Consider the following 22691-nt stretch of genomic DNA (forward strand, 5'->3'; position numbering starts at 1 on the left):
TTCATTTTAATCTAAGTGTTGAACCTGAAATAAATTATAATATGTGCCTTGCTCTTTCATCAGTTGCTCATGTGTCCCTTTTTCAATAAGTTGTCCATGATCAATAACAAGAATTTTATCAGCATGGGTAATCGTAGAAAGTCGATGAGCAATAATAATGGTTGTGCGATCATGAGCAAGTCGATCAAGCGATTCTTGAATAAGTGCTTCACTTTCTAAATCAAGTGCCGATGTTGCTTCATCTAATATTAAAATTGGTGGATTTTTTAAGAATACACGGGCAATGGCAACACGTTGTTTTTGTCCACCTGATAATTTCACACCACGCTCACCGACTTTTGTATGATAGCCATCTGGCAAACTCATGATGAAGTCATGTGCATTAGCAGCTTTTGCTGCAGCCATCACTTCCTCATCCGTTGCACCCGGTTTTCCCATGAGTATATTTTCTTTTACTGAGTCACTGAATAAAATATTATCTTGAAGGACTATTCCAATTTGAGAGCGCAGTGAATGTAAAGTTACATCCTGTACATTACAGCCATCCACATAAACTGATCCACCCGTTGTGTCGTAAAAACGAGGGATTAAACTGATAATTGTCGATTTCCCTCCGCCGCTCATGCCAACAAATGCAACCGTCTCTCCAGGATTGATGGTGAAGTGGATATCATTTAGAATTGGCGAACCGTCTGCTTCATATTGAAACGACACATTTTTAAAGCGTACCTCACCTCTTACACGCGGTAACTCCAAGGCATTTTCTTTGTTTTTCACTTCATAAGGCTCATCAATCAACTCAAACATTCGATCCATTGACGCAATAGATTGCGTTAAAGTTGTCGATGAACTGACCAATCGACGAAGTGGTCCATAAAGTCTTTCAATATAAGCAATAAAAGCTACCATAGTTCCAACCGAAAGATCCCCATTTATGACCTGATAGCCAGCGTAGGCAATAACAAGTAGTGGTGCAACGTCGGTTATTGTATTGACAACTGCAAAGGATTTAGCATTCCACTTTGTATGGTCTAATGCCTTTTCTAAAAAGTCACCATTTGCCTCATTAAATAATTTTTGTTCATGCTTCTCAAGCGTAAAACTCTTAATGATACTCATTCCAGCTACACGTTCATGTAAATAACTTTGTACGCCCGCAAGAGCCTGTGAACGTTTACGCGTTAACTCACGCAGTTTACCAAAGAAATATTTCACACTTAACGCATAGAAAGGAAAGGCAACCAGTGCTACTAGTGTAAGTTTAATATCCATTGCAAACATAATAGCGATCGCGATAACAATTGTCGCTAAATCTAGCCATACATTCATCAAACCTGTCATAACAAATGTTTTAGTTTGCTCCACATCGTTAATGACACGTGAAATAACTTCGCCAGCTCTTGTGTTTGCATAATATCTCAAGCTTAGTCGCTGTAAATGTGCATAAATTTCCTTGCGAATATCAAAAAGTACTTTGTTACTTACATGCTGTGCAAAGTATTGACGATAATATTCTATTGGTGGACGAATGATAAAGAACACAATAATCGTGCCGCCTAGCCAGTAGAACAGTTCCTTCGTCTTTTCTGTATCCGTTAGATCCTCTGCACCGATAATATCATCTAGCACAATTTTTATGAGTAATGGAATAAATAACGGGATGGCAAATTTCACAATACCTATCAATACCGTTAAAATAATTTCCCATGTATAAGGTTTAACAAAACGCATATAACGCTTCATGCTACCCAATGTTCATCACATCCTTATTTGAAAAGCGCATTAATGCTAGTTCACGTACTCGTAGATAAAACTGATGCATTACCAGCATGAATGCATCGTTTTAGTCCATGCTGTTGAGGGGACCTAAATAGTTGTTTGAATAATAGAACCTCAAATTTATAGCAGAAATGTCTAGCACAAAAAAGAAAATAGACATTCAACAGTGAATGCCTTTACGTATTATAGCAATATTTCGTATGAAGTACAGTTAATACAACTTTTACGTGAACTATTTAAAGACTTTGACTTCTGTTAGTCCATGGACATCATCTTGCATCGAAAATTATGGATTGCCCATTAAAAAACCTATTAGGTAAACTAATAGGTTTTACTAATAATCATCTGCTTGCATATCGAGCTGAAACTTATAGCGATTCGTCCAAGCATCGATGAAATCCGGTGCAAAGGGTCCCCTTTTTTGTTGAATCCAGCTAATTAATTTATCAACATTACGCTTTAAAATTTTGTCGATAACATCGGGATAAGACATTTCCTGACGATGTTGCTCATACTCATCTTCATCTAAAAGGGTATACGACATATCAGGAAAAACTTTAATATCTAAATCATAGTCGATGTATTTAATCGCATTATTATCGAAAACAAATGGTGAGCTTAGATTACAATAATAATACACACCGTCTTCACGCAGCATGCAGATGATGTTAAACCAGTGCTCCGCATGGAAATAACAAATAGAAGGCTCTCTCGTTAGCCAAGTACGACCATCGGATTCTGTCACAAGTGTTCGTTCATTCGCACCGATAATGATATTTTTGGTTCCCTTTAAAACCATTGTTTCTTGCCAAACACGGTGGATGCGGCCATTGTGCTTATAACTATGTATTTGTATCGTTTCTCCTTCTACCGGTATTGCCATTTTTGAAGCCCACCTTTTCGTCTATGCTACCTAAATCTAGCAGTCTCTAGTATATTATAGCAATCTGTACGCGAAAGGTGTAGTTGAAAACCATAAATTTCATTGTGCCCTTTTGTTTATGTACAAATTTTCGTAATTTAAAAGCAAATTTCATCCTAACAACTTCTAGATTGGAATTTTTTTACTAAAGCATAACTGGTAGACCCTTAAGGACCAGAAACGACATGTCGCTTAGCTTCCTGGGCGCTTCTCTTTGCGATGCATCTAAGAGCGGTATCCCCGCTTAATTAATTTAAAGGAGCTGTCTTTTCATCTTTTCGATTGTAAGACAGCTCCTTTAGAAGGTAAATGCAATTATGCAGTTACAAAGTGATTATTCGCTTGCATTTTGGTTGTTGTTGTTAGTGTAGTTGCCTGAAGCTTGTGATTTTTTTTGCTCAGCTTTAGCGTTTTGCTTTTGCACTTCAGTTACGTCTGTTTCATAACCAAATTCTTCACTTTGACGTTGCATGTTTTTATTTGGTTGGAAATTCTGGTTGTTTTGATTTTTCTTCATCATTGATTCACCTCCACGCTCATTATTGTGTACCGAGGTGATTAATTTTATGCTTATTAATTTTTTATTTTATTTTTTGCCAAATTTTCAGCATCGGAACAGGCATTGGTAATAACTCAATTTGCTCGCGTGTCAGCCATTGACCATTTAATGTAGTCGTACACTTCATATAATAACTATTAATGTGCCATGTTAGATGGGAAAATATATGCTTAAACATTAAAATCTCTTGTTGCTCTTGTGCTTGCACACCATAGAGTTTTGTAAAAGTTTCAATGCAATCCTCTCCTTGTTCAATCATCGGAAACTGCCACATATTAGCAAGCAAGCCTTCCTCAGGGCGTTGCTCCATTAATAATCGACCAGTGGAATCTTCACAAACGAAGACATTATAATAAATATGTTTCATTTTTGTTTTTTTTGATTTTACTGGTAGTTTTTCCGGAAATCCTTCATGAAAGGCCGTACAGTAATCTCGCACTGGGCATAATAAGCACTTTGGAGATGTTGGTGTACAAATGAGTGCTCCCAACTCCATCAAGCCTTGATTGAAGGAAGATGAGTGCGCAGGATCTATCAAATCCTCAACTGCCGCTTCAAAAATTTTCTTCGTTTTCGGCACAGCAATATCATCATGAATATTAAGCACACGACTTAAAACACGCATAACATTGCCATCGACTGCATGTTCAGGCTTATTATAGGCAATACTTAATATAGCACCAGCAGTATATGGACCAACGCCTTTAAGCTTCGATATGTCATGGCGATTGTCTGGGACAATACCACCGTAGTTTTCTAAAACTTCGCGTACACCTGCTTGTAAATTACGCGCGCGTGAATAATAGCCAAGGCCCTCCCAATGCTTCAATAAATATTCTTGTGGTGCTTCCGCCAATAATTGCAATGTTGGAAAACTTTCAATAAAACGATTGTAATAAGGAATAACTGTATCAACTCGTGTCTGCTGAAGCATAACTTCTGATACCCAAATTTTATAAGGGTCCTTAGTATGCCGCCAGGGTAAATCTCGTTTCTCTTGTTCAAACCAATTGACTAAAGATTGTCGAAATTCTGTTACATATGGATAATTCACAGTGACCTCCAGTATTTTTACGATTTAATTTATGACAGAAAGGGTATACAATTAAGAAAAGCCATTCGTGCGTGACGGCAATTTATGTGCCGCCGAGCATGTGGCATGAATGCCATGACATCGATTACAAAATGTAAAAAGCATTACCATTATTGAAATATACATGTATGCAAATTGTACTCTTTTTTAATGCATACTAGGAGTGGATATTTTTGGATTCAGGCACACATTTCGTTATGGGTATAGCCCTTGGTGGCCTTGCCTTGGTTGACCCGGTGGTAGCCAACCATACAATGACCTTTACTGCTGTTATGGCAGGCACCATTATTGGTTCTCAAGCACCTGATGTCGATACCGTGTTGAAGCTGCGTAATAACGCTATTTATATTCGACACCACCGTGGCATCACACATTCATTACCAGCTGTAGCTATATGGCCAATCTTAATTACATTGGTTTTAGCTTTTATTATTCAAGACGCAAATGTGTTTCATTTATGGCTTTGGACATTTTTAGCCGTAGCGCTACATGTTTTTGTCGATATTTTCAATGCATATGGAACGCAAGCTATTCGGCCATTCTCAAGAAAATGGGTGGCACTTGGTGTCATCAATACATTTGATCCTATAATTTTTTCCCTACATTGTCTTGGCATATTACTTTGGGCATTTGGTGCAAACCCTGTTTGGACATTTAGCATCATGTATCTTATTATTGTGGGCTACTATATTTTACGCTTTGCAACACAAAGAGCCGTAAAAAAAGCCGTACACAATACCATCCAAGATGAAGATTATGTCATTGTAGCACCTACAATGCGTTTCTTCCATTGGCGTATCGCTGCTAAATCCAAAACCCATTATTATGTGGGACGTGCATATGGGCGAACTGTTAATATTTACGATAAATTCGAGATTAAACCGCTACCTAAAACAGCTACCGTTGAAGCTGCCATGAAAGACCCTAATCTCGATGCATTTATATCGTTCTCACCATTGTATCGTTGGGAAATTTCCGAGCTTGAAAATGGCTTAACAGAAGTACGATTAATTGATCTTCGATACCGTAGTGACAATCGCTATCCTTTCGTTGCTGTTGCTCACTTAGACGATGACAACGAAATTATTACTTCTTATACAGGCTGGATTTTCACCGAGGATAAGCTGCAGAAAAAATTACAAATCGGCGCCAGTAATTAAAAGGAAGAAGCTGGGACAAAAGAGAAAAAGTGTTAGATTGACTGATGTCTATCTAACACTTTTTTGCTGTGAACGTTGATGTCCACTACGGCGGACGCTTTCCGGGGGCGTGGCCTGAGCCTGTAGTATCAGGCGTCACGCTAATCCCCAGAGTCGCCGCCTCCGCTACCATCAACTAGTGCTCTCTTCTAATTTTTTTTATGCCAAAAGGAAGAACGTCTAAATTTTTCTTCATTTTAGATAGCAAAAAATTAATGATACCTTTGCTTCTCTTTCTTAAAATTTAAAGTTTTGTCCCAGCCTCTTATTTATTGCATCATATCATCACTTACATCAAGTAAATGTGCATATTTGGGATTACGGCCCGCAAATTCATGTAGCTTATCACCATAACTAGTAATTAATTGGCGCACTAAATTTTCCGTGTAATCGGCACCTCTATAGTCATAGCCAGCCTTTGCAGCAGTAGATTCAAAATCGCTCCATAAAAGCTCTATCCAAACAAGCGCACGACCTGCTGACATTTGTGGGTTTTTTGTAAGTAACTCTGCTGTAAGCTGTTCTATTTTTTCCTGCATTTACTTACCCACCTTTACTGGTGATAATATGGAAACTGGTAGAGCCTCCTGATACTTGTCTCCGCCTAAACGATGGCCCCAAGCAAAGCGTCCTTTTAAATAATCCACTTGGAAATAATCGTTATCAGAACCATCAACACGGTATAACTCACCAGGTACAATAGTAGCCAAATCCACTAAATAAGCAGCTGCCATTAATGCTTTACGCTCGTACACTGCAAATTCATTAATGATCCCTAACTGTTCTGCCTTACGTGCTTTTTCTTTTAACATTGCTACTTCTTCACGTAACTCATGCTCTGTCATTGCAGCATAGTTTTTTTCGTTCATTCTTCATTCTCCTTCTCTGCTATAAAACGATCTATTACTTCAACAGGGAATCCCTTTTGATAGAGTGCCTGCTTCGTTTTCATTTTAAGTTCATAACCAGTATACTTCGATACATACTTTTTCCAAACTTTTTCGCCTTGCACATCGAGTAACTGCTGCCATTCATCTTCCGCTTGTTCAATTTCCACATGACTAAGCACCTCATCCACAATATTAAATGAATAACCTTTTCGCATAAGAAAATCTTGAATTTTAGCCTTAATTTGCGTCGGCGTTTTCTTGTTTTCTGAGCGTATAACCTTTTCTGCCAGTTGAGTTGCGAGCTTCACCTGTTCCTCACGGCTATAAGTGTCTAGCACTTCATCTTGTAAGTTTTTATCAATTCCTTTTTTAATAAGATCTTGCCGAATTGCTCGAGGCCCTTTTTTCATCGTGGCCTTTTTCGTATCAAGCAATGCCTTAGAATAGGTTTCATCATCTAAAAAACCATATGATTTTAACTTTTGGATGGCTTCTAAAATAACTGCTTCCCCAAACTCTAAAGAGAGGAGTTTTTTCTTTACCTCATGCTCACTACGCATTTGATAGGAAAGGAAATTTAGCCCCTTATTAAAAGCCTTTCGAATTTCATCTTCGTAGGCTATTTCTTGAATATCGAATTCTTCAAGTATCTTCCCTTTTGTCAGACCAAATTGAATAATAATCGCTTCATCTACAGGAAAAGCATATTCTTCATTTACGTATATATTATAGCGATCTGGATTGTTTTTTTGACGCGCAATTTTTGTGATAACACGCATAATGAAACACCCCTTTATGTCATTCATTATAACATCTTTTTCTTTTTACTTAGGATTGTGTATAGTGTAGGTAGAGTATTGGAAATAGGAGGAATTCATTTGAATATCGCTATTTCAGGTGGTACAGGCTTTGTTGGGAAGTCACTTACAAAGCTGTTACAAGATAATGGACATCAAATATTTATTTTAACACGTAATAAATCCAGCTACGAAAACGGCATTCATTATGTACAATGGTTAACAGATGGAGCTAGACCAGAACTAGAGCTAGACAATATCGATGCAATTATCAATTTAGCTGGCACTTCTTTAAATAATGGACGTTGGACAAAAAAACAAAAGAAAGTCATATATACGAGCCGAATGGATGCTACGCTAGAAATTGTCCGTATAATGGAGGAGCTTCCGAAGAAACCTACTGTACTCGTAAATGCCAGTGCAGTCGGAATATACCCACCTTCTACCAGCGAATGCTATTCAGAGAACTTTAATGACTACGCGACAGATTTTTTAGGAAGGACCGTATATGATTGGGAGCGCCATGCTAAACGGGCAGAAAAATTAAATGTCCGAGTGGCACTTGCACGTTTCGGCGTTATTTTAGGACGTGATAATGGTGCACTTCCATCTATGCTACTACCCTATAAAATGCACGTTGGAGGCACAATTGGTTCAGGTGAACAATGGCTTTCATGGATACATGTCGAGGATGTTGCACGAGCAATTTATTTTGCTATTACAAATAAAACCATTCACGGACCCTTTAATGTTACAGCACCAAACGCTACAAACATGAAGGAATTTGGCAAAACAATTGCTGAAGTCATGGGCAGACGTCATTGGTTGCCTGTACCCAGCTTTGTGATGCGCCTCGCTCTTGGTGAGCAAAGTGTACTTGTCCTAGAAGGTCAGCGTGTGCTACCTTCTGTATTGGAAAAACAATATTTTGATTTTAAGTACCCTTTTTTGAAAGAGGCACTTGAAGATATATTATAAAAAATCTATAAAGCAAGGTGTTTTGTTGTCCTTTGATTAGGATAATTTTTTGAAAGTAACGCATCCTAAGGAAAAAGAAAGGATGCGTTTTTATGTGGAGACAACATATAGTAGGTGCAGTAATCGCAACTTTTATTATTGCCGCTGCAATTAGCTTCAATCCGTTTTTTGCTTCTGGTTCTGATGAATATCATTGGGGTTTTAAACGAGCGAAAGATGGTGAGCAAGCAGAGGCAGGAGCACAGTTAGATAAACTACTAAATCAGTATGGTGCTATCTATAAAGGAAAAGCTGACAAAAAAGTGGCCTATTTAACCTTTGATAATGGCTACGAGAATGGCTTTACAGAGAGTATATTGGATACATTGGAAAAAGAAAAAGTTCCTGCAACTTTCTTTTTAACTGGACATTATTTAGAAAGCGCCAGCGATCTTGTAAAACGCATGGTGCAAGATGGACATACAATCGGCAACCATTCCTATGGTCATCCGAATATGGCGAGATTAACCCGAGATGGCATGCGTGCAGAATGGCGGAAATTTGATGGAAAACTGCGGGAATTAACAGGTATTGATCGTACAACATATACTCGCCCACCTGAAGGTATATTCAATGCTAAAGTGTTAGAGGTCGGCAATGCCGAGGGCTATCGTCATATTTTTTGGTCGGTTGCCTTTAAGGATTGGTTAAAAGATGAACGCCGTGGAGCCGATTATGCGTACAATGCGCTAATGGATCAACTTCACCCTGGTGCTGTTATTTTAATGCACACCGTGGCACAGGATAACGCCGAAGCTTTACCAATGTTTATTGCAGAAGCTAAGAAGCAAGGTTATACGTTTTTATCGCTCGACGATTTAGTATTAGAATATGAAGATTTCCCTGTCGCTTTGCAATCGTCCACTCCTTAGTTATAATGGGGAGATGACATTCAATCACAAACGTCTTGACGTATTAACGTCCAGACTTTGAAATGACGATTTATCGATTTCAAAATCTGTGACATCCGCCGGAAGCTTAACTTTATTCAGCAGCTCTTTACCGGTAGTGAATTGAATACTGTGTGCAAAAATCTCTCTATAATAAGAGAGATTTTTGCTGAATAAGGTTAAAAGGACGTGGAACGCTTGACGCAACAAACAGCAATAGAAGTGGGACAAAAATTCCCATTAACAATAAAAAGACTGGGCATTAATGGTGAAGGAGTCGGCTTTTACAAACGCAATGTCATTTTCGTAAAGGGCGCTATTCCTGGAGAAGAAATTATTGCCCAAGTCACAAAAACACAACATAATTTCGCCGAAGCAGAAATTCTTACGATTCGTAAAACTTCAAAGTATCGTCAGGAAGCACCTTGCTCTATTTATAATGAATGTGGAGGCTGCCAGCTTCAACATATGACTTATGAAAAACAACTAATTGAAAAACGTGATATCGTTATCCAAGCATTGGAACGCTACGCAAAACCTTTAGCTGAGACTGTTGAAGTCCGCAAAACATTGGGTATGGATAATCCATGGAACTATCGTAACAAAAGTCAATTCCAAGTACGAAAAGAAGGCAAACGTGTGTATGCAGGGCTTTTCGCAGAAGGTAGCAACAAACTACTCAATATTAATGATTGTCTGGTTCAACACCCCATCACATCGAAAATTACAGTCGCAACACGTAAAATTTTGCAGAAGCTAAATATTACGATTTATGATGGTCGAACGCTTGATGGGTTAGTGCGTACAATCGTTGTGCGTACAGGAGTCCGCACTGGAGAAACACAGGTCGTACTCGTGACGACACGTAAGGATATCCCGCATTTGGCTGAGCTTATTACACGTATTAAAAAAATTGATTCGAGCATCGTGTCAATTGCGCAAAATATTAACCGTGAGAAAACATCATTGATTTTTGGCGATGAAACAATTGTCCTCAATGGTAAAGAAACCATTCATGAGGAACTTGGCGAATTAGCATTTGATTTATCTGCTCGTGCTTTCTTCCAACTGAACCCATCTCAAACCGTTCATTTATATGATGAAATCAAAAAAGCAGCGGTATTAACAGGCAATGAAACTGTTGTAGATGCTTACTGCGGCGTTGGTACAATCGGCTTATGGCTAGCGGATAAAGCGAAAGAGGTTCGTGGTATGGATGTCATTCCGGAGAGCATTCAAGATGCACGAAAAAATGCACGCAATCATGGCTTTAAACATACAAAATACGAAGTCGGTACAGCAGAAAGCGTCTTAGCAAAGTGGCGTAAGGAAGGCTTCACACCTGATGTTATTACCGTTGATCCACCACGCACAGGCCTTGCACCTGAATTTATACGTACTGTTCTTAAGCTAAAACCACAGCGCTTTGTATATACTTCGTGTAACCCTTCGACTTTGGCAAAGGATTTACAAGAATTATCGAAGCTGTATGATGTCGAATACATTCAACCGGTTGATATGTTTGCACAGACTGCACAGGTGGAATGTGTCACAAAGCTTGTGTTAAAGAGTAAGTAATAAAAAAGGGCGTCTCAGATAATTTGAGATGCCCTTTTAATATTATTAATCAATAAGTAACTGATTCAATTGTGTTGAAAATTTGAGTATAGATAGCTTGAATATTATCTTTATTATCTTTCAGTTAGTACCTCCATGTCTGTTCATTGTTCTCCCCACCTGCTCCTGTACCTAAAAATCCTGTTGCATAACTTTCCTGCACATCTGCAATACTATCATAGGTCGGATTGCATAAAAAATATTGGGATTTGATTTCCGCTCAGCTTTTCTGTATAATAACTTCTTAGGTGCCAAACCTACGTGGCATGGACGGAACATCCGTGTCACACCGAAAAACGCCATTACAGCACGGATTTGCTGGGCGTTTTTTGTTTTTATGAGCGGGAGATGAGCCCCGCTCTTTTTATTTTACATACAAAAGCGACCCTGACATTAAACTGTCAAAGGTCGCTTATTTTTATGTCTCCCGAATACGAATAAAACAAGTGCAACTGTGAACAATAACAGTGCCACCAGTAAAAGGAAGCTATAATCTTTTACGAATTCCAAATAAATGCCGCCTAAAAATGGCCCTGTTAAACTACCAATACTTAAGGCAATTCCACAAAGAAGGTTTCCGGTTGGTAGCAGTTCCTTCGGTGTTAAATCAGCCATATATGTAATGCCCAGTGAAAACATCGAACCGACAAGTGTCCCCGCGCAGAAAAATGCGATAGCCACTGCCATCTGTGAATGTTCTAAAAAACTTGCAATAGCAAATAGAATGGCTCCCCCAAATGATCCTGTCATCAGAACATAGCGCCGTCCGATTTTATCACCTAGTGCGCCAAGTGGCACTTGCGTTAAAATACCACCAAACGTAAAGACCGATAAAATTATCGGAATCATATCGACTTCAAAACCTTTACGCAATGCATATACAGGGAATAAGGCGTTCAATGAAGATTCTAAAAATCCATAAACAAATGGCCCTAAAAATGCAATCCATCCAAATAAAATTGCGGATTTATAGCGATTCCATCCCCTTGCATTCATGTCACCAGTTAAACGCTCTGGTTTTTCATTGCGTAACAAGAAGACAAATGACCATGCCAATAAACACAGAATAGATGACACAATGAATGGTGTAGCTTCTGCAATTTGGATAAGACGTACCATCAATGGTCCAACTGCAAAGCCCATACTAAAGGACAAACCATAAATCGCCATACCCTTTCCTAGGCTTTTATGATCAGTAGTGCTAGTAATCCACGTTTGGGTCGCATAGTGCAAGGCATGATCCCCTACGCCAATCAGTAAACGTAGAATAAACCAGAAAGTCACACTTTTCCATAAAGGAAACACAATGAGTGAGACGAAAACAAATGCCCCTCCAATTAAAATAATTGGCTTATAGCCCCATTTTCGTAAAGGTTGTTCGATAAACGGTGAAATCAATAAAGTTCCTATGTATAGACCTGTCGCATTTAAACCGTTTAATGCGGAGGATACACCATCACGCTCAAAAATAATCGAAATAAGTGGTAAAAGCATGCCTTGCGAAAAACCTGAAATAGATACAATTAACACTAAAATAGCAAATCTTTTTCTGCTGTAATCTGAGAAGTACGTCATTTTTTCCTCCAACATCAATTCATCTTCCACATAACAGCATACCAAAAAGCCTTAGCGCTCACCACATGTGATTTTACGCTAAGGCTTAACTAACACTTATCTCCATTCAACTTGTATAAACACGAATTTCGGTTTTTTTCACATCACCGATTACTTGTTTAAACTCCCTCCTTTTCGAGTTAGAGTACACCGTTTTCTTTAATCAGCCCCTTTACTATTTCTTAATACAAATTTAACACAGCATCTCAATATTGTAAATATTCTGTTTAATTATTTTTCAAAATAATTACTAAGTCCTAGGTGCCCGCCTAAGCATTGAAATTTAGCATAAAATCGGCTACTATGGAATGGATGAAATGAGGTGTATGCATGTCAAAGCCAATCACTGATAAAGAACAACAAGTGACCTATTTAAAAGAACGTCTTGAAATTTTCTTAGAAGTTTTAGATGCCATCGATCCTGAAACAACTGAGTTAGAGGATATTGATCGTTTAATTCAAATGATGGATGATTTAGAAGACAAAATGGAGCAATTCAACGCTCGTGAAAAATAATGCTAAAAAGCAAGCGGGTGTTATAGCCCGCTTGCTTTGTTAATGGCAGTCCCAATTGTAGAGAACCTTGCTAAAATCTTTTCGTTTCAGCTCATCTTCTGTAATAAAAAAGTTACCTACGCCGACATCTCCCCACATAATGTGATCTCCTTCACTATCCACCTGTAATAGTAAAATCAAAGAATCTGTATAATCTCCATATGCTCTTGGGTCTTCTTGTGTGAAAAATGGATACCCTCCGATTTTATGACCTGTACTATCCAACGTTTCATAAAACTCGTCTTCTACATCATCATTGTCTTCTATATCATTTACTATCGTTGCATACTGCGTATTGCTTCGGAAATCATTTGCAGATAATGGCTCATAGCCTGTTTCAAAAGACAAAGCCATTTCTTTTTCCACTGGGAAATACATGTCCTCTTTGTTCAAATCGACAAATGAGAAGTCTTGTATAAGTTGTGACTCCTCTTCCACAATTTGTTCGTGGAAGATGACACGAAAACCTTGTTGATTTTGGCCATTATCAAAATCCATTCCTAAAACATCATCATGTGCATCGATATAAAATTGTAAAATACCCTCTGTCGGAAAGTTTGGTACATGTTTCGGTACATCTGCGAAATTAATTTGCGCTAACAATTTTAACGGTTGCCCTTCAGCATTTTTCGGATATGCCATTGTCAGCGGGAAATAAGGCTCCCCTTCAAATTTACTTTCAAAGAAAGATGTTTTCCGTTGTTCCGTTTCTATATTTATAAATGGTTGAATCGTTTCTTCGATTACTTCTCTAAATTTTTCAAATGCTACAGGTAATTCAAGTTTCTTTACAGACATACACGTACCCCCTAAAGTAGATTTAATACCATTTTAGAACAAACGTTCTTTTTCAGCAAGTATCTTTTCTATGAATCCTGCTTATTTCCTAGTACTATTAGAAGTACTCTTTTTTTCATTAGTTTAAAAGAGTATAATGTAATGTGGAAATAATCAATTTTTTCTATGGGGGGCAATACCAAATGAATCTACAAACTTTGGAGAAAAGTCTTTATGATTTAATTACAGAAACGTCTACGAACTTACCTAAAGACGTGCGTCGTGCTATTAAAAAGGCCAAAGAAGCCGAAAATGCTGGCACACGCGCAGCAATGAGTTTAGACACAATTTCAAATAATATTATTATGGCAGAAGATAATGTATCACCAATCTGTCAAGATACTGGGCTACCAACATTCAAAATTTACACGCCTGTTGGGGTAAACCAATTAGAAATTAAAGAAGCCATTAAAAAAGCTATTAATGACACAACTGCTGACGCTAAATTACGTCCAAATGCTGTTGATTCATTAACTGGTGCAAACAGTGGTAATAATCTGGGTGATGGTCTACCTGTTATGAAGTTCGAACAGTGGGAAAAAGACTATATTACAATTAAATTAATTCTTAAAGGTGGCGGCTGTGAAAATAAAAACATTCAGTACAGCTTACCATGTGAGATTGATGGCTTAGGCCGTGCTGGTCGCGACTTAGATGGAATCCGCAAATGTATCCTTCACTCTGTATACCAAGCACAAGGCCAAGGTTGCTCAGCAGGATTCATCGGTGTTGGAATCGGTGGTGACCGTTCTTCAGGATATGATCTTGCAAAAGAACAATTGTTCCGTCATGTAGAAGATACAAACCCAAATCCAGATCTTGCAAAACTAGAAGAGTATGTAGTAAAAACTGCAAATACATTCGGTATCGGTACAATGGGCTTCGGCGGTGAAGCAACATTACTAGGCTGTAAAATCGGCGTTATGCACCGTATCCCTGCTTCTTTCTACGTATCAGTAGCGTATAACTGTTGGGCATACCGTCGTATGGCAATCGACATTAATCCTGAAACAGCTGAAATCATTAACTGGCACTACCAAGATGGTGAAAAAATTACATTTAAAGAAAATGAAGTTGCTGCAACAACAGAAGAAACTTCAACAGATGTAATTGAACTAACTGCTCCTATTACTGAAGAACAAATTCGTGCATTAAAAGTGGGTGACGTTGTTTCTATTACCGGTCGCATGTATACTGGCCGTGATGCAATTCACCATCACTTAATGAGTCATGATGCACCAGTTGATCTAAACGGACAAGTTATTTATCACTGTGGCCCAGTAATGGCAAAAGACGAAGAAGGCAACTGGACAGTTAAGGCTGCTGGTCCAACTACTTCTATCCGTGAGGAGCCATACCAAGGAGATATCATGAAAAAATTTGGTATCCGTGCTGTCATTGGTAAAGGCGGTATGGGACCAAAAACATTAAAAGCTCTTGGCGAACACGGTGGCGTTTACTTAAATGCAATCGGTGGTGCTGCTCAGTACTACGCAGACTGCATTAAAGGTGTAGATGGCGTTGACTTAATGGAATTTGGTATTCCAGAAGCTATGTGGCACTTAAATGTTGAAGGCTTCACAGCAGTTGTGACAATGGATTCTCACGGCAACTCTTTACATGCTGATGTGGACAAATCTTCTTTAGAAAAACTAGCGCTTCACGCTGAACGTATTTTCTAACTTTTAAATAAGCGATACTTTTTTATTCCTTTTTTCACAAATAGCTAATTGCTATTTATACACAAAATTTATAGGCACAGAATATTCCTAGTGAATACTCTGTGCCTTTTTCTATGCTGGACAAATTACAAAGATGGCTTTTCTATTTAATGAAAAAGCTGGTTAGAAAAACAATGAGTAAATTGCCTAACGATAATGTATGGATTGAGACGGAGAAATGCCCTCTAAGTTTAAGGCTGACTCCGGATGGCACCGTCGCAAAGCCTCAGCTGGAACAGAAAGCATCTCTATAGTTGTGGTAATGAATTAAATAAATGAATGTTTCATCACCAGCTTTTACAATACTTTCGAACTTCTTACTTTCTTTTTCCAATTCCCTTTGTTATAATAATTCTAAATTAAATAAAAGAAAGTTAAATTGAATTCTGACCATAAACAAGCATGTTATCTTTGTTTAATAAGGTTTTTGATATTGATTTTCATTATCAGGAGGGATAAAGATGGAATATACTAATCGAGAAAATATTACTCTAATTGAGAAAACAAAAGAACATGCTGAACTAATTGCTGCTATCGTAGCTGGATTATTCATTTTACTTGCATGGCGTTTAGATACGAACAACCAAACAACCGCTTCTGTTCTTTTATATATTATTGCATTTGCTGTTGGGGGTTTTGCAAAAGCAAAAGAAGGCATTGAAGAAACGCTCGCAGAGAAAAAGTTGAATGTTGAACTACTTATGGTGTTAGCGGCAATCGGCTCAGCAGCAATTGGATACTGGACAGAAGGAGCAATACTGATTTTTATCTTTGCTGTAAGTGGCGCATTAGAAACATATGCCATGAATAAAAGTCACCGTGAAATCTCTGCACTGATGAATTTGCAACCTGAGGAAGCTTGGCTAGTACGTGGTGGCTTTGAACCAATGAAAGTTGCTGTAACTACATTAACGATCGGTGACCATCTCCTTATTAAACCTGGCGAACGTGTACCAGCAGATGGTGTGATTTTCAAAGGGCAGTCTTCTATAGATGAGTCTGCTATTAGCGGTGAACCTCTCCCAGTTGCTAAACGTGAAGGCGATGAGGTATTTGCAGGAACAGTCAACTTAAACGGTGCCATTACAATGGAAATGACAAAGCCAAATTCTGAAACATTGTTCCAAAAAATTATTAGCCTTGTGCAAAGTGCACAAAGTGAAAAATCACCTTCTCAGCAATTCATTGAAAAGTTTGAAGGTACTTATGTAAAATTCGTCTTACTGACTGTTGCACTTATGATGTTTGTTCCGCACTTTTTACTCGCTTGGGACTGGACAACAACATTTTACCGAGCAATGGTTCTCTTAGTAGTGGCCTCTCCTTGTGCACTTGTCGCATCAATAATGCCAGCAACACTAGCGACTATTTCAAATGGTGCAAAAAATGGTGTGCTATTTAAAGGTGGTTTACATTTAGAGCATTTAAGTGTTTTACGTGCATTAGCAGTTGATAAAACCGGTACTTTAACACAAGGAAAACCAGTCGTAACAGATTTCATCGTTCGTAAAGGATTGGATAGAAATACGACAATGAGCATCCTTGCGAGTATCGAAGCACAGTCGAATCACCCATTGGCACAAGCAATCACTTCATATGCAAAAGCACAAGGTATTACGCATTATGCACAGACCACTATTGAAGACATTCCTGGTTGGGGAATAAAGGGCTTTGTCAATGACACGGAATATTTAGTGGGCAAACCAGATTTTGTAGGCATAGAAGAAGCCCACGCATTTGCAAATGGTGCTGCCGCGTTACTTGCCGCAGAGGGAAAAACAGTTATTTTCATCCGCGACAGCGAAGGCATCGTTGCACTCACAGCTTTAAAGGATACTGTTCGTAATGAAGCTAAAAAAGCCGTTACATTGCTAAAAGAGTTAGGCATTAATGTAGTGATGCTCACAGGAGACAATGAAAAAACAGCGAAGGTCATTGCGAAAGAAGCCGGTGTGAATGATTATGTAGCAGAATGTCTCCCTGAAACAAAAGTTACTGAAATGAAAAATCTTCTTCGTCAACATAAATATGTGGGCATGGTTGGAGATGGTATTAATGATGCACCAGCATTAGCCACTGCGACTACTGGCATCGCAATGGGAGAAGGTACAGATGTCGCTTTAGAAACTGCTGATGTAGTTTTAATGAAAAATGACTTATCTAAAATTGCCTACGCTGTTCGCCTATCGCGTAAAATGCAACGTATTGTAAAACAAAATATCATTTTCTCTATCGGTATCATTATCCTGTTAATAGCCTCAAACTTTTTACAAGTTGTTGATTTACCACTAGGTGTGATTGGACATGAAGGTAGTACAATTCTTGTTATATTAAATGGCTTACGTATGCTCAATAAAAATGTGTAATCGGAGCGTTCCCTGAACTCTAGTAATAGTATTCCTTTTACGAAAAACAGCCTCACATCACAGAACTGTGATAGTGAGGCTGTTTATATTTTTTTGCCATGTACGTTACTAATCATGTTGTTTTTGCAATGCTCTTTTTTGCATTGAGGCATTTAAAACGCCACCGAAAATCAAAATCATACCAGTAAAATACAACCAAAGCATTAAAATAATGACACCGCCAATACTACCGTATGTAGCAGAATAATTTCCAAAATTACTAATATAAAAAGAAAAACCGTATGTTAATGCCAACCAGGCAAGTGTAGAGAACAACGCCCCCGGCCACACGCCCATTATTTTCAAGCGCGGACTTGTATTCGGCACAAACCAGTAAATCCCCATTAATACCACAAAGATGAGTAATGGTGGCATGAACAAGCGTATATTATGCCAAAGTGATTGAAATTCTTCTTCTATTCCAACTATCGAAAACAGAAAATGACCGATTTGTTGTCCAAAAACCGGTAATAGAAGGGCAACAACTATGACGATTACAAAGGCAATTGTAAAGACAAGCGATAACCCTCGCTCTAAGATGCCTACCCTACCTTCCGTATCATAGGCTTTATTTAAAGCCCTGATCAATGCATTAATTCCCTTCGAGGCAGACCATATTGTACCAAGAACACCAATGGATAATAAACTGCTATTGCGATTTGTTAATACCTCATTTAATGTACTTTCAATTAAATTGTATACTTCATCTGGCACTATATTCACTAAAAAAGAATAGACTTGCGTCGTTTCTAAATTTAGATATGGTAACAGTGTAACGAGGAAAATAAGTAGTGGGAAGAATGATAGTAAAAAGAAATAAGCGAGTTGTGCGGCAAGGGCCGATATTTCCACGCGTTGTATACGTAAGAGTAAATCTTGTACAAAGCCCTTTGACGTCATGATATCTACAGAATCAACATTTGGAGAGACAAACGATTTCACAAAACCAAATGCTGTATTCGCTGATACTTTTTTCTTTTCCATGCAAATCCCTCCTTAACTACAACTTATTCTTTATTTGGTGAAGAGAAGGCAGATTTTGTATCACTAATCATACCCTGAATAGTGGAAGGTAATTCTTTAAATTCATCAACTTTTTCTGCTACCATGTTGACGTTTTCTGTAACACTTTCACAGAGCACTTGAGCAGCTAACACTTTTTCCTCAATTAAATCCTGTAATTCGCCACGATTCGTAGCGTAATACGATACTGCTGCAGTCACCTTTTTTGTAGTAGCTACTGTTTTTTCACGTGTTGCGCGATCAAACATGCTTAGTGCTGCACCGACTGTGGCACCGATAACGATAGATGCTAATAATTTACTTTGTCCCATATTAATAACCCCCTACTTGTGTACATGTATTCCCTTATAAATGACAAATAAACAACTTGCTACCTTTATTCTACCCAACAACAACATATTTTTAAAGCAATGCCCAAATTACAGTATTGACAATTTTTTTATTCAATGAAATGATATTTGCGAGGACTACGAAAGGTAGGTTTAAATGAATGGATTTATCAATAGCATCAAAAGAAAATGTTATTTATATGGTTGATCAAATGAAAGATAAACTTCGCATGGTAAATGTCGATGCGATGAAATCAGAGAATTTCGATGAAGCAAATTATGAAGATTTAGTCTATCTCTACGAAATGGTTATGAAACGTGACACATTTAGCCCAAGTGAAATGCAAGCAATTGTTGCAGAACTAGGCTCATTACGTAAATAATTTAGAAAAAAGCTATTAGTTATGAGCGCAAAGCGTTTCACTAATAGCTTTTCTTATTACTTATTGTGTATTTTTCGTAGCTGATCCATCTTCTGCAACAAGTGGTTGAATCAACACTTCTACACGACGGTTTTTCGCACGACCCTCAGCAGTGTCATTCGGAGCAATGGCTTTGTATTCGCCTTCCCCTTTTGCACTAAAATATCTTGGGTCTAAATTCGCATTACTCCCCACTATAATTTTCAGGAAGTTCACTGCACGCATAACTGACAATTCCCAGTTTGAAGCAAATTCAAAACTTGATTGCGGTACATTATCAGTATGCCCCGTAATTAAAATACTACGCGCAGGATCTGATACTAGTACGTCTGCAAGTTCTTTAGCAATCGGTTTATATTCTGGTTTAATCGTTGCTTTCCCTGAATCGAATAGTATACTATCACGAATTGTTACTAACAAACCTTCATCTGTCATTTCGGTAGCAAACTGACCTTCCATCTCGTTAACCGCGATGAAATTATCAACACTGTCCTTGATTTCCGCTAACTCTTGCTGATCCTTTAGATAAGCTGAGTTCTGCTGTGTTTGCTGTGGTGTTTCATCATTTTGGGCATCAGGCGTTTGAATCGGTGAAGGTTGTTCTAGAAAACTCGTTCCACCATCAAATACCTGACTGAATACTGCTGACATTTTTTCTAACTTCTCTTGATCGACCGAACTTGATGCAAATAATATTATGAATACCGCTAATAACAGCGTTAAAATATCAGCGTAAGGAACTAACCAAGACTCATCAATATGTTCATCATGCTTTTTTTTCTTAGCTTTCTTTGCCAAGGCCGCCCGCCCCGCTTTCACCAGAAATTTGACGACGCTCTTCCATCGTTAAATAAGAAGATAATTTTTGTTCAATAACACGCGGCGCTTCTCCTTCTAATACAGAAAGAATGCCTTCAATCATCATGCGTTTTTGCTTCACTTCAATGGCTGATTTACGTTTTAACTTATTAGCAAAAGGATGCCAAAGTACGTAACCGGTAAAGATACCTAATAATGTTGCCATGAAGGCAGCTGAAATCGCATGCCCTAGTTTTTCTATATCATTCATATCTGCCAATGCGGCGATTAACCCTACAACCGCACCAAGTACCCCTAATGTTGGGGCATATGTACCTGCTTGCGTAAAAATTGCAGAACCACTTGCATGACGTTCTTCCATAGCTTCTACTTCTTCAGTTAATACGTCACGTATATAATCTGCATTCTGACCGTCAATAGCTAATGTAAGACCATTTTTAAGAAACGGGTCTTCAATTTCTGATGCCTTACTTTCAAGAGCTAATAACCCTTCACGACGAGCTAAGTCAGCCCATTGTGAGAACATTTTAATAATCTCAATATCATCTGCTAATTTAGTTTCTTTGAAAAGAATTTTAAATAGCTTAGGTACACGCTTTAACTCCTTCATAGGGAAGGCAATTGTTACAGCGGAGATTGTACCGAAGATGATGATTAAGATAGCCGCAGGGTTATAAAAAGCACTTAAGCTTACACCCTTCATGACCATCCCTACTAATAGCGCTATAAACGCTATAATTAACCCTACTACTGACGATATATCCATTCCAGAACCTCCAAATCTTCTAACACTCTTATTGTCGTCTATTTTTCCATATTTTTAAATAAAGATATAATATAGTATAAATGTAATTCACTAATTTTTCGATGTAATAAATGCTTTTTATTCACATTTCGACCATATTTGATTATATTGAATTAAGAATAGTACACTAAATTGTCCATATTCGAAAGGAGCTAAGAATTTGTTATTATCATTTGACACAAATTTACTACGTTATGCCGAATTAGCCGTAAAAGTAGGAGTAAATATCCAGAAAAATCAATATCTCTATATGAGTTGTTCGACGGATAACATAAAACTAGCACAAAAAATTACTAAAATCGCTTATGAAAATGGTGCAAAACAGGTTTTTGTCGATATATCTGATGATGAGCTTGTTCGTACACGTTATGAATCAGCACCAAAAGACTCATTCGATTTCTTTCCACCTTGGAAAGTTCAAGAACGTGAATGGTTAGCAGAGCATGGGGCTGCGTTTATAAGTATCGTGTCGCAAAACCCCGACCTATTAAAAGGCATTGATCGCGAGAAAATTATGACCTTCCAAAAAACATCTAGCCAGGCTCTTGCAAAGTACCGTAGCTTACTGCAATCAGATAAATTTAGCTGGTCAGTTATTGCTGCCCCTTCAAAAAATTGGGCAGCAAAGGTCTTTCCTAATCTTCCTGAAGATCAACAAATGGATGCATTATGGGAAGCAATATTTGCCGCGACTCGTACCAATCTAGAAAATCCAGTAGATGCTTGGCGAGCACATGACCATCTATTACACGACAAAGCTGATCATTTAAATAACAAACAATACAAAACACTTCACTACACTGCAACAGGGACTGATTTAACTATCACATTACCAGCGAAGCATATATGGACAGGTGGTAGTAGTATCAATACGCAAGGGCAATCATTTATGGCAAATATGCCGACTGAAGAAGTCTTTACAGCTCCGTTAAAAACAGGAGTAAATGGTTATGTATCTAGCACTAAGCCTTTAAGCTATGGTGGCAATATTATTGATCAATTTACATTAACATTTAAAGAAGGCCGAATTATTGAGGTACAGGCAAAGCAGGGACAAGAAATCTTAGAAGCACTTATCGCAACAGATGAGGGTGCTCACTATCTCGGGGAAGTAGCACTTGTCCCACATCAATCACCTATTTCTCAATCAGGTTTATTATTTTACAATACATTATTTGATGAAAATGCCTCGAATCATCTAGCTCTTGGTAGCGCTTATGCATTTTGTATTGAGGGTGGCAAAGACATGTCTTCAGATGACTTACTTGCACACGGCCTCAATCAAAGCTTAACACATGTTGACTTTATGATTGGCTCTGCTAATATGAATATTGATGGTATCATGGAAGATGGTCAAATTGAACCAATTTTCCGTAATGGCAATTGGGCTTTCTAGAG

At 38.1% G+C, this 22691-nt stretch carries 22 protein-coding genes; 9 read left to right on the forward strand and 13 right to left on the reverse strand.

What is annotated here, in order from left to right; genetic code table 11:
- Positions 1-6: 6 nt before the first annotated feature.
- The 4 genes from C9J31_RS20135 to mutY all read right to left on the reverse strand — a co-directional run bounded on the left by C9J31_RS20135 (position 7) and on the right by mutY (position 4314).
- Positions 7-1752: an ABC transporter ATP-binding protein gene (locus C9J31_RS20135; protein ID WP_107950101.1), complete on the reverse strand. Its 1746-nt coding sequence runs from the start codon at positions 1750-1752 to the stop codon at positions 7-9.
- 361 nt (positions 1753-2113) lie between these two features.
- Positions 2114-2662: a nucleoside tri-diphosphate phosphatase gene (ntdP, locus tag C9J31_RS20140; RefSeq protein WP_054767679.1), complete on the reverse strand. Its 549-nt coding sequence runs from the start codon at positions 2660-2662 to the stop codon at positions 2114-2116.
- A 373-nt stretch (positions 2663-3035) separates the two neighbouring features.
- Entirely contained in the window at positions 3036-3221 is a 186-nt protein-coding gene (locus tag C9J31_RS20145; RefSeq protein ID WP_238602123.1) for a gamma-type small acid-soluble spore protein, read from the reverse strand.
- Positions 3222-3282: 61 nt separating this feature from the next.
- Entirely contained in the window at positions 3283-4314 is a 1032-nt protein-coding gene (gene mutY, locus C9J31_RS20150) for an A/G-specific adenine glycosylase (protein ID WP_107950099.1), read from the reverse strand.
- 212 nt (positions 4315-4526) lie between these two features.
- On the opposite strand from mutY, the gene C9J31_RS20155 reads away from it, so the two are divergent.
- Positions 4527-5513, forward strand: a complete 987-nt coding sequence (locus C9J31_RS20155; protein ID WP_107924668.1) for a metal-dependent hydrolase — start codon at positions 4527-4529, stop codon at positions 5511-5513.
- A 308-nt stretch (positions 5514-5821) separates the two neighbouring features.
- On the opposite strand, the gene C9J31_RS20160 is transcribed toward C9J31_RS20155, so the two are convergent.
- Genes C9J31_RS20160 through recX form a run of 3 tightly spaced genes read right to left on the reverse strand, consistent with a single transcriptional unit; the run spans position 5822 to position 7221 of the window.
- The gene (locus C9J31_RS20160) at positions 5822-6091 is read right to left on the reverse strand and encodes a YfhJ family protein (RefSeq protein WP_107924669.1); all 270 of its coding nucleotides are present in this window, start codon (positions 6089-6091) and stop codon (positions 5822-5824) included.
- Positions 6092-6421, reverse strand: coding sequence for a YfhH family protein (locus C9J31_RS20165; protein ID WP_107924670.1), 330 nt, complete (start codon positions 6419-6421; stop codon positions 6092-6094).
- Positions 6418-7221 (reverse strand): recombination regulator RecX, encoded by an 804-nt coding sequence (recX, locus tag C9J31_RS20170; RefSeq protein ID WP_107950097.1) that lies wholly within the window; start codon positions 7219-7221, stop codon positions 6418-6420. Before recX ends, C9J31_RS20165 begins: the two co-directional genes overlap by 4 nt.
- A gap of 99 nt (positions 7222-7320) precedes the next feature.
- On the opposite strand from recX, the gene C9J31_RS20175 reads away from it, so the two are divergent.
- From C9J31_RS20175 to rlmD, 3 genes are all read left to right on the forward strand, one after another.
- A complete protein-coding gene (locus C9J31_RS20175; RefSeq protein ID WP_107950095.1) occupies positions 7321-8217 on the forward strand; it encodes a TIGR01777 family oxidoreductase in 897 nt (298 codons plus the stop codon).
- 92 nt (positions 8218-8309) lie between these two features.
- The gene (locus tag C9J31_RS20180; RefSeq protein WP_107924673.1) at positions 8310-9128 is read left to right on the forward strand and encodes a polysaccharide deacetylase family protein; all 819 of its coding nucleotides are present in this window, start codon (positions 8310-8312) and stop codon (positions 9126-9128) included.
- Between the two features lie 216 nt (positions 9129-9344).
- A complete protein-coding gene (gene rlmD, locus C9J31_RS20185; protein WP_107950093.1) occupies positions 9345-10724 on the forward strand; it encodes a 23S rRNA (uracil(1939)-C(5))-methyltransferase RlmD in 1380 nt (459 codons plus the stop codon).
- Positions 10725-11156: 432 nt separating this feature from the next.
- Here the strand turns inward: rlmD and C9J31_RS20190 are convergent, their stop codons facing one another.
- Positions 11157-12338, reverse strand: a complete 1182-nt coding sequence (locus C9J31_RS20190) for an MFS transporter (protein WP_107950125.1) — start codon at positions 12336-12338, stop codon at positions 11157-11159.
- Between the two features lie 369 nt (positions 12339-12707).
- Here C9J31_RS20190 and C9J31_RS20195 point away from each other — a divergent pair, with 369 nt between their 5' ends.
- Positions 12708-12893 (forward strand): SE1561 family protein, encoded by a 186-nt coding sequence (locus C9J31_RS20195; protein ID WP_010857232.1) that lies wholly within the window; start codon positions 12708-12710, stop codon positions 12891-12893.
- 39 nt (positions 12894-12932) lie between these two features.
- On the opposite strand, the gene C9J31_RS20200 is transcribed toward C9J31_RS20195, so the two are convergent.
- Positions 12933-13730 (reverse strand): YwqG family protein, encoded by a 798-nt coding sequence (locus C9J31_RS20200; protein ID WP_107950091.1) that lies wholly within the window; start codon positions 13728-13730, stop codon positions 12933-12935.
- Positions 13731-13912: 182 nt separating this feature from the next.
- On the opposite strand from C9J31_RS20200, the gene C9J31_RS20205 reads away from it, so the two are divergent.
- A complete protein-coding gene (locus C9J31_RS20205; protein ID WP_107950089.1) occupies positions 13913-15451 on the forward strand; it encodes a fumarate hydratase in 1539 nt (512 codons plus the stop codon).
- A gap of 500 nt (positions 15452-15951) precedes the next feature.
- A complete protein-coding gene (locus C9J31_RS20210) occupies positions 15952-17856 on the forward strand; it encodes a heavy metal translocating P-type ATPase (RefSeq protein ID WP_107950086.1) in 1905 nt (634 codons plus the stop codon).
- Between the two features lie 108 nt (positions 17857-17964).
- Here the strand turns inward: C9J31_RS20210 and C9J31_RS20215 are convergent, their stop codons facing one another.
- Together C9J31_RS20215 and C9J31_RS20220 are read right to left on the reverse strand one after the other, a co-directional pair.
- Positions 17965-18879, reverse strand: a complete 915-nt coding sequence (locus C9J31_RS20215) for a YihY/virulence factor BrkB family protein (protein WP_107924678.1) — start codon at positions 18877-18879, stop codon at positions 17965-17967.
- 23 nt (positions 18880-18902) lie between these two features.
- A complete protein-coding gene (locus tag C9J31_RS20220; protein ID WP_054767676.1) occupies positions 18903-19229 on the reverse strand; it encodes a hypothetical protein in 327 nt (108 codons plus the stop codon).
- A 179-nt stretch (positions 19230-19408) separates the two neighbouring features.
- Here C9J31_RS20220 and C9J31_RS20225 point away from each other — a divergent pair, with 179 nt between their 5' ends.
- Positions 19409-19630 (forward strand): DUF1128 domain-containing protein, encoded by a 222-nt coding sequence (locus C9J31_RS20225; protein ID WP_054767675.1) that lies wholly within the window; start codon positions 19409-19411, stop codon positions 19628-19630.
- Positions 19631-19690: 60 nt separating this feature from the next.
- On the opposite strand, the gene motB is transcribed toward C9J31_RS20225, so the two are convergent.
- Together motB and motA are read right to left on the reverse strand one after the other, a co-directional pair.
- On the reverse strand, positions 19691-20467 hold the full coding sequence (gene motB / locus C9J31_RS20230; protein WP_107924679.1) for a flagellar motor protein MotB: 777 nt from the start codon (positions 20465-20467) through the stop codon (positions 19691-19693).
- Positions 20451-21254: a flagellar motor stator protein MotA gene (gene motA / locus C9J31_RS20235; protein WP_054767674.1), complete on the reverse strand. Its 804-nt coding sequence runs from the start codon at positions 21252-21254 to the stop codon at positions 20451-20453. Before motA ends, motB begins: the two co-directional genes overlap by 17 nt.
- Positions 21255-21453: 199 nt before the next feature.
- Between motA and C9J31_RS20240 the strand changes: the two genes are divergently transcribed.
- Entirely contained in the window at positions 21454-22689 is a 1236-nt protein-coding gene (locus C9J31_RS20240; protein WP_107950084.1) for an aminopeptidase, read from the forward strand.
- The last annotated feature ends 2 nt before the right edge of the window (positions 22690-22691 follow it).

The sequence above is a fragment of the Lysinibacillus parviboronicapiens genome, assembly GCF_003049605.2.
In the GTDB taxonomy this organism is placed as follows: Bacteria; Bacillota; Bacilli; order Bacillales_A; family Planococcaceae; genus Lysinibacillus; species Lysinibacillus parviboronicapiens.

Bases quoted from the DNA above. Each gene is read 5' to 3' on its own strand.
- ntdP (WP_054767679.1), bottom strand. From the start codon at position 2,662: ATGGCAATACCGGTAGAAGGAGAAACGATACAAATACATAGTTATAAG.
- C9J31_RS20145 (WP_238602123.1), bottom strand. From the start codon at position 3,221: ATGATGAAGAAAAATCAAAACAACCAGAATTTCCAACCAAATAAAAAC.
- C9J31_RS20160 (WP_107924669.1), bottom strand. From the start codon at position 6,091: ATGCAGGAAAAAATAGAACAGCTTACAGCAGAGTTACTTACAAAAAAC.
- C9J31_RS20165 (WP_107924670.1), bottom strand. From the start codon at position 6,421: ATGAACGAAAAAAACTATGCTGCAATGACAGAGCATGAGTTACGTGAA.
- recX (WP_107950097.1), bottom strand. From the start codon at position 7,221: ATGCGTGTTATCACAAAAATTGCGCGTCAAAAAAACAATCCAGATCGC.
- C9J31_RS20180 (WP_107924673.1), top strand. From the start codon at position 8,310: ATGTGGAGACAACATATAGTAGGTGCAGTAATCGCAACTTTTATTATT.
- C9J31_RS20190 (WP_107950125.1), bottom strand. From the start codon at position 12,338: ATGACGTACTTCTCAGATTACAGCAGAAAAAGATTTGCTATTTTAGTG.
- C9J31_RS20195 (WP_010857232.1), top strand. From the start codon at position 12,708: ATGTCAAAGCCAATCACTGATAAAGAACAACAAGTGACCTATTTAAAA.
- C9J31_RS20200 (WP_107950091.1), bottom strand. From the start codon at position 13,730: ATGTCTGTAAAGAAACTTGAATTACCTGTAGCATTTGAAAAATTTAGA.
- C9J31_RS20205 (WP_107950089.1), top strand. From the start codon at position 13,913: ATGAATCTACAAACTTTGGAGAAAAGTCTTTATGATTTAATTACAGAA.
- C9J31_RS20210 (WP_107950086.1), top strand. From the start codon at position 15,952: ATGGAATATACTAATCGAGAAAATATTACTCTAATTGAGAAAACAAAA.
- C9J31_RS20215 (WP_107924678.1), bottom strand. From the start codon at position 18,879: ATGGAAAAGAAAAAAGTATCAGCGAATACAGCATTTGGTTTTGTGAAA.
- C9J31_RS20220 (WP_054767676.1), bottom strand. From the start codon at position 19,229: ATGGGACAAAGTAAATTATTAGCATCTATCGTTATCGGTGCCACAGTC.
- C9J31_RS20225 (WP_054767675.1), top strand. From the start codon at position 19,409: ATGGATTTATCAATAGCATCAAAAGAAAATGTTATTTATATGGTTGAT.
- motA (WP_054767674.1), bottom strand. From the start codon at position 21,254: ATGGATATATCGTCAGTAGTAGGGTTAATTATAGCGTTTATAGCGCTA.